At 65.8% G+C, this 12,549-nt stretch carries 12 protein-coding genes; 9 read left to right on the top strand and 3 right to left on the bottom strand.

Annotated elements, in window-relative coordinates; genetic code table 11:
- Positions 1–31: 31 nt before the first annotated feature.
- From hrcA to ACODRZ_RS02995, 3 genes are all read left to right on the top strand, one after another.
- Positions 32–1,075: a heat-inducible transcriptional repressor HrcA gene (hrcA, locus tag ACODRZ_RS03005; RefSeq protein ID WP_488970954.1), complete on the top strand. Its 1,044-nt coding sequence runs from the start codon at positions 32–34 to the stop codon at positions 1,073–1,075.
- 18 nt (positions 1,076–1,093) lie between these two features.
- A complete protein-coding gene (gene grpE / locus ACODRZ_RS03000; RefSeq protein ID WP_488970955.1) occupies positions 1,094–1,675 on the top strand; it encodes a nucleotide exchange factor GrpE in 582 nt (193 codons plus the stop codon).
- A 141-nt stretch (positions 1,676–1,816) separates the two neighbouring features.
- A complete protein-coding gene (locus tag ACODRZ_RS02995; protein ID WP_008832743.1) occupies positions 1,817–2,077 on the top strand; it encodes a YMGG-like glycine zipper-containing protein in 261 nt (86 codons plus the stop codon).
- A 59-nt stretch (positions 2,078–2,136) separates the two neighbouring features.
- On the opposite strand, the gene ACODRZ_RS02990 is transcribed toward ACODRZ_RS02995, so the two are convergent.
- Positions 2,137–2,625 carry a vgr related protein gene (locus ACODRZ_RS02990; protein ID WP_488971048.1) on the bottom strand — a complete coding sequence of 163 codons (489 nt, stop codon included), beginning with the start codon at positions 2,623–2,625 and terminating at the stop codon, positions 2,137–2,139.
- On the bottom strand, positions 2,625–3,170 hold the full coding sequence (locus tag ACODRZ_RS02985; RefSeq protein ID WP_488970956.1) for a copper chaperone PCu(A)C: 546 nt from the start codon (positions 3,168–3,170) through the stop codon (positions 2,625–2,627). Before ACODRZ_RS02985 ends, ACODRZ_RS02990 begins: the two co-directional genes overlap by 1 nt.
- Positions 3,171–3,359: 189 nt before the next feature.
- Here ACODRZ_RS02985 and dnaK point away from each other — a divergent pair, with 189 nt between their 5' ends.
- Both dnaK and dnaJ read left to right on the top strand, forming a co-directional pair.
- Complete coding sequence (gene dnaK, locus ACODRZ_RS02980) at positions 3,360–5,267, top strand: molecular chaperone DnaK (RefSeq protein ID WP_488970957.1); 1,908 nt, start codon at positions 3,360–3,362, stop codon at positions 5,265–5,267.
- 81 nt (positions 5,268–5,348) lie between these two features.
- Positions 5,349–6,479, top strand: coding sequence for a molecular chaperone DnaJ (dnaJ, locus tag ACODRZ_RS02975; protein ID WP_488970958.1), 1,131 nt, complete (start codon positions 5,349–5,351; stop codon positions 6,477–6,479).
- Positions 6,480–6,571: 92 nt separating this feature from the next.
- On the opposite strand, the gene ACODRZ_RS02970 is transcribed toward dnaJ, so the two are convergent.
- A complete protein-coding gene (locus ACODRZ_RS02970; protein WP_488970959.1) occupies positions 6,572–8,899 on the bottom strand; it encodes a patatin-like protein in 2,328 nt (775 codons plus the stop codon).
- Between the two features lie 70 nt (positions 8,900–8,969).
- Between ACODRZ_RS02970 and radA the strand changes: the two genes are divergently transcribed.
- From radA to ACODRZ_RS02950, 4 genes are all read left to right on the top strand, one after another.
- Positions 8,970–10,337, top strand: coding sequence for a DNA repair protein RadA (gene radA / locus ACODRZ_RS02965; protein WP_488970960.1), 1,368 nt, complete (start codon positions 8,970–8,972; stop codon positions 10,335–10,337).
- A gap of 12 nt (positions 10,338–10,349) precedes the next feature.
- On the top strand, positions 10,350–10,877 hold the full coding sequence (locus ACODRZ_RS02960) for a CvpA family protein (RefSeq protein WP_488970961.1): 528 nt from the start codon (positions 10,350–10,352) through the stop codon (positions 10,875–10,877).
- Between the two features lie 6 nt (positions 10,878–10,883).
- Positions 10,884–11,303 carry an iron-sulfur cluster assembly scaffold protein gene (locus tag ACODRZ_RS02955; RefSeq protein ID WP_488970962.1) on the top strand — a complete coding sequence of 140 codons (420 nt, stop codon included), beginning with the start codon at positions 10,884–10,886 and terminating at the stop codon, positions 11,301–11,303.
- A 128-nt stretch (positions 11,304–11,431) separates the two neighbouring features.
- On the top strand, positions 11,432–12,481 hold the full coding sequence (locus tag ACODRZ_RS02950; protein WP_488986163.1) for an alanine racemase: 1,050 nt from the start codon (positions 11,432–11,434) through the stop codon (positions 12,479–12,481).
- Positions 12,482–12,549 lie beyond the last annotated feature (68 nt).

Genomic DNA, 12,549 nt, shown 5'->3' with positions numbered 1-12,549 from the left:
TTCAAGAGCGATGGCTAAATTGAAAGACGATATGCCCACGCCCCCGATCACCGAACTGACCACCCGCGCCCGCGACATCTTCCGCCTCGTGGTGGAGGGGTATCTGGCAACCGGAGCGCCGGTGGGCTCGAAGACGCTGGCGGGGCCGGGCGGCGTGAGCCTCTCGTCGGCCTCCATTCGCTCTGTGCTGGCCGACCTCGAAGGGCTGGGCCTCCTCGCGGCGCCGCATACCAGCGCCGGAAGACTGCCGACCGAGGCAGGGCTGCGCCTGTTCGTCGATGGCATCATGCAAGTCGCAGAACCCACGGTCGAGGAACGTCAGGCGATCGAACGTCGCATCGCCGCGCCCGGTCCGATCGAGGCGGCGTTGGAGGCGACCAGCGCTCTGCTTTCGAACCTCTCCTCCGGCGCAGGCGTGGTGATGGTGCCTCGGCGCGAGCCGCGCCTGATGCACCTGCAACTCGTGCCGCTGGCTCCGGGCCGCGCGCTGGCGGTGCTGGTGGGCGAGGACGGCGCGATCGAGAACCGCGTGCTGGACCTGCCGCTCGGTCTGCCGCCCGGCGCGCTGGAGGAGGCATCCAACTACATTTCCGCGCATCTGGGCGGTCGCACGCTGGCACAGGCCGCCCGGGCGATGCGCGCGGAGATCGCCTCGGGCAAGTCCGCCCTCGATGCCGCCAGCAGTGATCTCGTCGAGCGGGGCCTTGCCGTGTGGAGCGAAGATGCCACCGCACGGCCGGTGCTGATCGTGCGCGGACAGGCGAACCTGCTCGACGAGGCGGCGCTGACCGATCTCGAACGGGTGCGTTCACTGCTCGACGATCTCGAGAACAAGCAGTCGGTCGCCGACCTCCTCGACACCGCGCGCGAGGCGCAGTCCACGCGCATCTTCATCGGCTCGGAGAACCGGCTTTTCGCGCTTTCCGGGTCCTCGGTCATCGCTTCGCCCTATCGCGACCGCGAGGGCAGGGTGGTCGGCGTGGTGGGGGTAATCGGCCCGACTCGGTTGAATTATGCGCGCGTCGTCCCCATGGTGGACTTCACTGCCCAGAGCCTGGGCAAGCTCATCGGATAGCTGGAACAGATAGAACACATGACCGACGACAAGACGCAGTCGCCCGCCCCTGATAGATTTAATGGCGATCCCGCAGTGGCGGAAGAACTTCAGGGCGTGCCGGAGGACTTCGTGGACACCAGGGGCGAGAACGAGGAAATCGCGAAGCTGCGCGAGAAGCTGGCGACGGCCGAGCAGGACGTGCTCTACGCCCGTGCGGAAACGCAGAACGTGCGCCGCCGCCTTGAAAAGGACATCGCCGACACCCGCGCCTACGCCGCGACCGGCTTCGCGCGTGACATCCTGTCGGTGTCGGACAACCTCGCCCGCGCGCTGACCGCGATCCCCGCTGACCTGCGCGAAGACGACAAGCTCAAGGGCATCGTCGCGGGTATCGAGGCGACCGGGCGTGAAATCGACAAGGTCTTCGCCAGCCACGGCATCACCCGCATCGCGGCGATGGGCCTGCCGCTCGACCCCAACCAGCATCAGGCGATGATCGAGATTCCCTCGGCCGACGCCGAGCCGGGCACCGTCGTGCAGGAAATGCAGGCCGGTTACATGATCAAGGACCGCCTGCTGCGCCCCGCCATGGTCGCGGTGGCCAAGAAGCCGGACTGATCGGGACTTGCCCTCAGCATCGAACATGCGGCCCGCCTTCGGAAAAACCGGAGGCGGGCCGTGTCGTATTGTTGCCGGGGAACCGCTCGCGCCGCGTTCCGTTCACTTGTGCATAGGCTACAGAATTTTCGGAGAACATCGATGCGCAAGCTCATCCTTCCTATTCTGGCCGCCGGTGCGCTGAGCATCGGTGGCTGTGCAAGCAACTATGCGGGCGAGGGCGCCCTTGCCGGTGGCGCACTCGGTGCGGGCGTCGGCGCGATCGCGGGCGGTGACGTCGGCACCGGCGCGGCGATCGGTGCTGCGGCGGGTGCCGTGGCCGGCTCGCAGGCCAAGAAGAACGACCGCGGCTGCTATCGCTACGATCGTCGCGGCGACCGCTACTGGGATCGCGATTGCTGATCCTTTCGGGGGTTTGAACTCAAGAAAGGCGCGGGCACGGCGGTGTCCGCGCCTTTCTTTCATACCTCGTCGAACGGCAGTATTCCGCGATAGGCCGACAGTTCCGGGGCTCCGGGGAAGTGCAGCCCTTCGCGCAACAGAAACACGTGCCGGACGATCTCTGCCTGCTGCTCGATGCCATAGCGATCGAGCGTCCAGCCCGGCCTTAGCGCATAGTCATAGCGGCAAAACGGGTGACGCATCAGCGGCAGATACCAGTGCCCCTTGCACTGGGCCTGCCACACATGCGTCATCTCATGGATGAACAGCCCCTGCAGTCCCGGCGGGCCAAGCGCGAAGTCATCGAGATAGAGATCGCTGCGAGGATGGAAATGGAGGTGCCCGCACGGCGCCATCACCGTATTCACCGGCTGGAACGGAAACCAACGACGACGACGCACCCGAACCGGCGCACAGTCCACCGCATCCCCGAACACCGCGCGGACGAGATCGACCTCGCCCGCCGTCAGCGCCCGCTCGCCGCCCTGATCTACGGTCGGGCCGAGGATCAGTGCTGCATTCCTTCCATATTGCCGTGGTCCATGCCTTCATGGTCCATGCCGCCGCCCATCTCCTCGACCTTAAGCGGCATCGAGAGCTTGTCGCCGTCCGAGAATGTCAGCGTCAGTTCCGCCTTGCCGCCCGGCTTGAGATCGGGCGAGACGTCGAAGACCATCACGTGCAGCCCGCCCGGCGCGAAGACCATGGACGCACCCGGATCGATCGGCAGGCTGTCCACCTTGGCCATGGTGCCGCCGTTGCTCTGGTGCATTTCCGCCTTCGCCGCGCCCGAGACATGGACGCCCGCCAGCGTCACCGGCTCGGCGCCGTCGTTGCGCACGGTGAAGTAGACCGCGCCGGGACGACCCGCCACGATCGGCAGGACCAGCTTGCCGTCGCTCGCCACCATGCCGGGCTTGGCGTCAGGGCCGGAGAGGGTGGCGTCGTTCGATTCGGTCGGACTGTCCGGCGTCTTGCCGCAACCGGCAACCAGGGAAATCAACGCCACGGAGCAGATCAGGGCGACAGGCAGGTTGCGTTTGATCACAGGCATTTCCCTTTGTTGTGCCCCGTTTCTGAATCGTTGCGGCTAATGCCATTCGCACAGGCTTGTTCCAAGCGAAAGGTCACCTATATCCGGCCTCGACGACTTTGAACGTCACAGAGCCGGACAAGCCGCCTTGCCTTGATGGAAGGGAGGCGATCCGCCCGGTGTCACCCACTGACGTGAGGAATGGGGATAATGGGTAAAGTAATTGGTATCGACCTTGGCACCACCAACAGCTGCGTCGCCGTCATGGACGGCGGCAAGCCCAAGGTCATCGAGAATTCCGAAGGTGCGCGCACCACGCCCTCGATCGTCGCTTTCACCCGTGATGGTGAGCGCCTGATCGGGCAGCCTGCAAAGCGCCAGGCCGTGACCAACGGCGACAACACGATCTTCGCGGTGAAGCGCCTCATCGGCCGCCGCTTCGACGACCCGGTGACCAAGAAGGACACCGAGCTGGTTCCGTACCACATCGTCAAGGGCAAGAACGGCGACGCCTGGGTCCAGGCTGGCGGCGAAGACTATTCGCCCTCGCAGATCTCGGCCTTCACCCTTCAGAAGATGAAGGAAACCGCCGAATCGTATCTGGGCGAGTCGGTCACGCAGGCGGTCATCACCGTTCCCGCGTACTTCAACGACGCCCAGCGTCAGGCGACCAAGGACGCCGGCCAGATCGCCGGTCTCGAAGTCCTGCGCATCATCAACGAGCCGACCGCGGCGGCGCTGGCCTATGGCCTCGACAAGCAGGACGGCAAGACGATCGCGGTCTACGACCTTGGCGGCGGCACCTTCGACGTCTCGGTTCTGGAAATCGGCGACGGCGTGTTCGAGGTGAAGTCCACCAACGGCGACACGTTCCTCGGCGGTGAAGACTTCGACACCAAGGTGGTCGAATGGCTGGCCGACAAGTTCAAGGCCAAGGAAGGCATGGACCTGCGGACCGACAAGCTCGCCCTGCAACGCCTGAAGGAAGCGGCCGAGAAGGCGAAGATCGAACTCTCGTCCACCGCGACGACCGAGGTCAACCTGCCCTTCATCACCGCGCGCATGGAAGGCGGCGCCACCACTCCGCTGCACCTGGTCGAGACGATCAGCCGCTCGGACCTCGAAAAGATGGTCGCCGACCTGATCCAGCGCACGCTTGAGCCCTGCCGCAAGGCGATCGCCGATGCCGGTCTTTCGGCCAAGGACATCGACGAAGTCGTGCTCGTGGGCGGCATGACCCGCATGCCCAAGGTGCGTGAAGTCGTGAAGGACTTCTTCGGCAAGGAACCGCACACCGGCGTGAACCCGGACGAAGTCGTCGCCATGGGCGCGGCGATCCAGGCCGGCGTTCTTCAGGGCGACGTCAAGGACGTGCTGCTGCTCGACGTGACCCCGCTGTCGCTGGGCATCGAAACGCTGGGCGGCATCATGACCAAGATGATCGACCGCAACACGACGATCCCGACCAAGAAGAGCCAGGTCTACTCGACCGCCGAGGACAACCAGCAGGCGGTGACGATCCGCGTGTTCCAGGGCGAGCGCGAGATGGCGCAGGACAACAAGCTGCTCGGCCAGTTCGACCTCGTCGGCATCCCGGCGGCGCGTCGCGGCGTCCCGCAGATCGAGGTGACCTTCGACATCGACGCCAACGGCCTCGTCAACGTGTCCGCCAAGGACAAGGGCACCGGCAAGGAACAGCAGATCCGCATCCAGGCCTCGGGCGGCCTTTCGGACAGCGACATCGACCAGATGGTCCGTGACGCCGAGAAGTTCGCCGAAGAGGACAAGAAGCGCCGCGAATCGGCCGAAGCCCGCAATCAGGCCGACAGCCTCGTCCACGCGACGGAGCAGCAGCTGGCCGAGCACGCCGACAAGATCGACGCCTCGCTCAAGGCTGAAGTCGAGGCCGCGATCGCCGCGACCAAGACCGCTCTGGAAGGCAATGACGCGGCCGAAATCAACGCCAAGGCTCAGGAACTGACCCAGGTGGCGATGAAGGTCGGTCAGGCGATCTACGAGAAGGAGCAGGCCTCTGCCGCTTCGCCGGAAGCCGCTCCGAAGGCTGACGACGATGTGGTCGATGCCGAGTTCTCGGAAGTCGACGAAAACAAGGGCTGACAAGTCCTGATGAAAACCCTGACCGCCACCGGTGCAAACCGCGCCGGTGGCGGTTAAGGTATTCCGACGGGGAAATATCACGTGTCAGCGACTGAAATCGATTATTACGAACTGCTCGAGGTAGAGCGCACGGCGGACGACAAGGTCCTCAAGTCGGCCTACCGCAAGCTCGCCATGCGCTATCACCCGGACAAGAACCCGGGCTGCGGCGATTCCGAGGCGCGCTTCAAGCAGATCAACGAGGCTTACGACTGCCTCAAGGACCCGCAGAAGCGCGCGGCCTACGATCGTTATGGCCATGCCGCGTTCCAGCAGGGCATGGGCGGTGGTGGCGGCGGTCAGGGCGCCGAATTCGGCGACATTGGCGACATCTTCGAATCCATTTTCGGCAGCGCCTTCGGTGGCGGTGGTCGCCAGCAGCAGCGTCGCGGCGCTGACTTGCGCTACGACATGGAAGTCAGCCTCGACGAGGCGTTCCGTGGCAAGAGCACCGAGATCACCATCGAAGTCTCGCAATCGTGCGAGCCGTGCAACGGTTCGGGCGCGCAGCCCGGCACCGGCAAGCGCGGCTGCTCGATGTGCGGTGGCCACGGCAAGGTGCGCGCGCAGCAGGGCTTCTTCGTGGTCGAGCGCACCTGCCCGACCTGCCACGGTCGCGGCGAGGTCATCGAAAAGCCCTGCCGTTCGTGCGGCGGCGAAGGCCGGGTGGACAAGCCCCAGACGCTGCAGGTGGATATTCCGCCGGGCGTCGATTCGGGCACGCGCATCCGCCTCTCCGGCAAGGGCGAGGCCGGGCCGTTCGGCTCGCCTCCGGGCGATCTCTATATCTTCCTTCACGTCAAGCGCCACCGCGTGTTCGAACGTGACGGAACGACGCTGGTGACCAAGGTGCCGATCACCTTCACCACGGCGGCGCTGGGCGGCTCGATCGAGATTCCCGGCATCGACGGCGAGACGATCGCGCTCGACATCCCGGCGGGCATCCAGTCCGGCAAGCAGCTGCGCAAGCGCGGCGAGGGCATGCCGGTGCTGCAGGGCCGCGGCCGCGGCGATCTCGTGATCGAGATAGCGGTGGAGACACCGACCAAGTTGACGGCGCGCCAGAAGGAAATCCTGCGCGAACTGCAGTCGACCGAGACCGGCGAGGAATGCCCGCAGTCGAAGGGCTTCTTCGACCGTATCAAGGACGCTTGGAGCGACCTGACGGAGTAGGGGTGAGCGGGTAGGGCCAATTTTGGCTCACCCGCTTCCCATTCCAGCCTCATGATTGCTTCGCTATTCTCGCGATCACGAAATGTGGCATCCTACTTCCCTGCCAGCACCTCACGCCGGATCCGCTGGACGAGCCCCGGATCGGCGCGCAGCCTCTGCTTTTCCTCGTCGAGGATGGCCAGAAAGGCACGCCGCTTGAAACCCAGGAGTTCAGGCGCCGTCATCGCATGGTCTGCCGAAAGAGTGGATGCCATGAGGTCCATCATTCGCTCCGCACCGTGCAGGCGGCCCCACAGATAATCGTTCTCCCGATAACTCCGGCTGAAGAAGGCGCCGAAGTTGAAGAACTCCTTGCCGCGCACGGTTTCCTCGCGAAGTCCGTTGCGGATGGCGTGGCAATCCTCGGGCGAGATACGATCGACCAGTACGGGATCGAACTCGGTCAGGCCCTCGCCGCGCAGCAGGGGCAGGGTGACCGTATCGTAGAATGGGAACCCCAGGTAGGCCAGCAGCACCCGTCGCCTCAGCGCCTGCGGCATTGCGGCAAGCGCCTCGGCCAGCAGTTCGTCGACCGCCGCATCGGTTTCCAGCAGGCGGCGCGCCCGTGCCATGTGATCGACGACGGGCTGTGGGTCCACGAAGAAAGCGCGGGCCAGCGCCGGGAAATCGTCGCCCAGCGCGACCAGCGGCTCCCGATCGATGTATAGCGCCAGCGCGCGGTAGATTGCCGTTCTTGCCGCATCGCGATCATGCTCGCTTACGCCGGGCTCCGCCTCCCATTCCTGCGTCACGCGGCGGGCCAGAAGCCGCAGCCGCCTTACCCGGAAGGGCAGGTCATGCGTCCGGAAGAACTCGATCATCCCCGGAGAATGTGCATCCCGCAGACCCTGCGCGCGGTCGAGTCCGTTCGCCGCCAGATGCGCGATCAATCGTTCACGGACCGGATCGGATGAGTGCAGGTCAAGCTCCGGCGCGGCCTCGAAGACCATCCGGGCGAGCATCGCGGTGATGCCGCTGAACTTCACTTGCGCGTAGCCGTGATAGGCGAAGCCTGCCTGCTCGAAGGCCGCGAACTGCGCTTTCGTTCGCCATGCCGCGAGCCGCTTGGGCGTCGGTCGATCGAGGAAGAAGGTGCCGCCGAACAGCTTCTCCACCGTCTCCTCGATCTCGGGACGCAGCGCGACGACGATCTCGCGCAGAGCCGCCATCTCGCGCGAGCGCTGCTCCAGCGCCTCGAGGTTGTCCCGGATCGGTTGCTCTCGCGGGATGGCCGAGAGCGAGCCGAAGATCACCGGGAAAAACCCCGGCAGGGCGTGATCCCCGCGCATATCCGCACCGAGATGGTCCGGTGTCGGATCGATGTAGACGAAGCGCCGATCCACCTCGCGTGACGCCGGCCGATCTCGCAGCGCCTCCATGGCGTCGGCAAAGGGTGCATTGACCAGCACCGAGCCATCGATCAGCGATACGCAATCCAGATCGCCGCGCCGGGCGTGCTCGGGCATGATACGGGCAAGGAAAGCGTCGCGCGTCGGCCAGGCCGTTCCCTGTTCCTTTACGAGTCGGTCGATCTCACTGATCTGCAGCGGCGGGAACGCACCGGGAAAACTGGCCGAGGCGCGTGCGGCCATGACCAGCTCCGGAATCGCTGCAAGCGCAGTACCTTGCGCCCCGACTTTCGCATGAAAGCTGAAGGTCAGGCGATGCTCGCTCTCCAGCACCATCTGCGGTGAATGGAGGCGCAGCGTCTCCAGATGCCCCTTGAAGTCGGTCGCCGTCACGAAGAGGTCGATGGGGTGCCCCGCCGGCAGCAGCGGCCTGCCAGCCGGAACTTTCCCCATGGCCGTAAGCGCACGATGCAACAGGCGCGAGAAACCGATGCCCCCGAACGGCGGCTCGAACCAGCGCGAGCGCACGAGGCGTGACAGCTTTTCACGCACTTCCGCCCGCGTTTCCGGCGCCACGCTCTCGCTGACGGCATTGCCCGGGCGATGGAGCAGGTAGGTAACGAGCGGGCTTGCCCAGAACTTCGCGGCTTTCGACCAGGGCTTGGCCTCCGGATCGAGCAGCACATCGACGTCGGCCGTTTCGAGCCACAGATCGGTCAGCGGCTCCAGCGATTGCCCGGAATGGATCGCCTGGGCGAGGAAGATCGAGTTGATCCCTCCCGCGCTGGCACCCGCCACGATGTCGGTCAGCACCCTCAGGCGCACGTTGCCCATGGTTTCCAGCCGCCTCAGGAGGTCGAGATAGACCGCCGCACTGCCTTGCGGCGCATCTTCCTGGTCCGTGGCATCCGCCCACGCCGCACGGCTCGCCTGAAGGGCCTTCCAAAGCTCCTTGGTGACGCCGTGCATGTAGACGGCGAGGCTGACGCCCCCATAACAGACCAGAGCGATCCGCAGTTCTTTTTGCTGCATTCGAGTTATCTTACGCAGGGTTACGGGATTGGCAATTGCGTTCTCATTCCGTTCCCGTTAGGCGAACGCAATGGCGAAACCCAAACGTCGATATGTCTGCCAGTCCTGCGGGGGAGTCTCGGCCCGCTGGCAGGGCCAGTGCGCCGATTGCGGCGAGTGGAATACGCTTGTCGAAGATGCGCCGCAGACGGTGTTCTCCGCCAAGCACGACTTGTCCTCCGGTGGTCGGCCGATCCAGTTCACCCCGCTCGACCAGCCCGGCGAAGTGCCCAGGCGCCAGACCAGCGGCATTTCGGAGTTCGATCGCGCGCTCGGCGGCGGGCTGGTCCCCGGCTCCGCGATCCTGATGGGCGGCGACCCGGGCATCGGTAAATCCACCCTGCTGCTGCAGGTCTCGGCCAATGTCGCCAAGGCGGGCGGCCTTTCCGTCTACGTCAGTGGCGAGGAGGCCGCCGGGCAGGTGCGCTTGCGGGCGGAGCGGCTCGGCCTGTCCAAGGCGCCGATCCAGCTGGCGGCGGCGACCTCCGTGCGCGATATCCTCACTACGCTGGGGATGATGGACAAGCCCGCGCTGCTGGTGATCGATTCGATCCAGACCATGCATTCGGACCAGATCGAGGGCGCGCCCGGAACCGTCAGTCAGGTGCGCGGCTGCGCGTTCGAACTGATCCGCTACGCAAAGGAGAACGGCGTCACCCTTGTCCTGGTCGGGCACGTCACCAAGGACGGCACCATCGCCGGCCCCCGCGTGCTGGAGCACATGGTCGACGTGGTGATGAGCTTCGAGGGAGAGCGCAGCCACCAGTACCGCATCCTGCGCTCGATCAAGAACCGCTTCGGGCCGGTGGACGAGATCGGCGTCTTCTCGATGGAAGGCTCGGGACTGGCGGAAGTCGGCAACCCTTCGATGCTGTTCCTTTCGGGCCGCGAGGAGCCCATGGCGGGCAGCGCGGTGTTCCCGGCGATGGAAGGCACACGCCCCGTGCTGGTCGAGGTCCAGGCATTGATCGTGCGGCTGCAAAGCGGCGCCACACCCCGCCGCGCCGTCGTCGGATGGGACTCGGGCCGCATGGCGATGCTGCTGGCGGTGCTGGAGGCGCGCTGCGGGCTGAGTTTCTCGAACTGCGAAGTCTACCTCAACGTCGCGGGCGGCTATCGGCTCGGCGATCCCGCGGCAGACCTCGCGGTTGCGGCGGCGCTGGTATCGGCGCTGGGCGACAAGCCGCTGTCCACCGACGCGGTGTGGTTCGGCGAAGTGTCGCTGGCAGGAGAGATCCGGCCGGTGGCTCATGCCTCCATCCGGCAGCGCGAATCGGCCAAACTGGGGTTCTCGAAGGCGTTCGGACCGTCCAATGGCCCCGCTCCTGAAAAGGGCCTGTCGTTTTCCGGGCTGACGATGCTTCCCAACCTCGTTGACCGCATCCTGTCCGATGCCTAATTCTGCCGGTCTATGACTGGCTTCGACATTGCCGTTCTCCTCTTCGTGGGACTCGGCGCCATTACCGGCTTCATTCGCGGATTCGTGCAGGAGATCCTGGCGCTGGCCGCGTGGATATTCGCCATCTTCGCGATCCGGCTGTTCCATACCCCCGCCACCGTTATGCTGGGGAGCTACATCAGTTCGGATTCGGCAGCGGCGGTGCTGGCCTTCGCGCTGCTGCTGGGCATTCCATTCCTTGCAGTGAAACTGGTGGCCAAGTGGGCCGGCGCCAAGAGCCGCGCCTCCGTCCTTGGCCCGATCGACCGTGTGCTGGGCTTCGGTTTCGGCGCGGTGAAGGGCGTGATCGTCATCGTGCTCGGCTTTTCGGTGCTGGTGCTGGGCTACGACACGATCTGGGGCATCGGCGGCCGACCTGAATGGATCACCCAGGCCCGCACCTATCCCTTCATCAATGCCAGCAGCGAAGCGCTCGTCCAGCTCATCGCCAAACGCCGCGCCGAGGCCCGAGCGGCCGAAACGGCGCGCGAGGCGGAGTAAACCGGCGTGTCCACGACCGTACTCTACACGCCGGAAGTCCTGGCGCTGGCGATCGAGCTTGCCCGCCATCCTCTGACCGACGATCTGCCCCTGCGCGGCGAAGCCCGTTCGCGAAGCTGTGGCAGCACCATAGCCCTGGGTCTCGCCTTCGATGCTGATGGGGCAATCGCGCGCGTCGGGCTGCGCAGTCATGCCTGCGCGATCGGGCAGGCCTCCGCCGCGATCTTCGCTGCGAATGCTGCGGGCGTGACCGTCGGGGATGTCCGGGCGACACGCGCCGCCGTCGCCGCATGGCTGGCGGGCGAGGGCGCCTTGCCGGAGTGGCCCGGTTTCGCCGCGATCGCCGCCGCGCGCGACTATCCCGCGCGGCACGGCGCGGTGATGCTGCCGTGGGATGCGGCGGTCGAGGCACTTGGCCACATCTGAAGGTCTGCTTGGAAAATGCACGAAGGGGCGCCTGCATTGCGGCACCTGCCGGTAATTCGCCTGTCGCGAATTTCCAGCGAACTCAGCCGAGTTGCCCCCGCACGGCCGGTAAGGCTATGGGCCACCGCGTGACTTCGTTCCCCGACCTGCCCGCCCCGGCTCTCCGCCTGGACCTCGACCACGATGCGCTGCAGGCCAACTGGCGCGCGCTCGATCGCATGTCGGGTCGCGCGCGTGCCGGAGCGGCAGTCAAGGCCGATGCCTACGGGCTCGGCGTGCGCAAGGTCGTTCCGTTGCTGCAGGCAGCAGGATGCGACGATTTCTTCGTGGCCCACTGGTCGGAGGTTCGCGCGGTCCTCGACGTGGCGAGCCCCGGCTCGCTGTCCGTGCTGCACGGCCCGCTCACCGGGGAGGACGCCGCCTACGCGCGGGTGACGGGCGTGAAGCCTGTCATCAATTCGATCGAGCAGGCACGGCGCTGGCTCGATGCCGGCGGCGGGCGATGCGACCTGATGGTCGATACCGGGATGAACCGCCTCGGCGTGACGCTCGCCGAACTCGGCGAACCGGTGCTGGCGCAGCTCGAGGTCGACGTCCTGCTCTCGCATCTTGTCGCAGCCGAGGAAGACACGCCGCTCAACGCCGTGCAGCAAGCGCGCTGGAATCATGCTCGCACGCAGGTCCACCACGCCCGGGCCAGCCTTGCCAACAGCGGCGGCATCGCACTCGGCGAGGCCTATCACGGTGACCTGACGCGGCCCGGCATCGCGCTATACGGCGGCGTACCCCGGCCGGAGATGGCATCCATGCTGCGTCAGGTCGTCCGCCCGCAGACGGCGATCCTGCAAGTCCGGCATGTCGCCGCGGGCGAGACCATCGGCTACAACGCGACCTTCACCGCGCACGCCGCGATGCGGGTCGGGACGATCGCGCTTGGTTATGCCGACGGCTATCTGCGCTGCTGGTCGGACAAGGGACGCTTTTTCTCAGGAGACGTGATACTGCCGGTGCTCGGCCGGGTCAGCATGGACCTGACCGTCGTCGATCTCACCGATTCCCCGCATCTGGGTGAGGGCGACTGGATAATGGCGGACTATGCCCTTCCGGAGGCTGCGGCAGCTACGGGGCTGTCACAGTACGAGTTGCTGACGTTGCTCGGCAGGCGGTTCGGGCGCTGAAAAGGCAGAATTTCTGCCGATTTCCTCTTTTGCTGCGCAGCAATTTGTGTTGCAATGCGATATTCCGG

It is taken from the genome of Novosphingobium sp. FG90, assembly GCF_057808725.1.
This window is presented reverse-complemented; position numbering and strand designations above follow the sequence as displayed.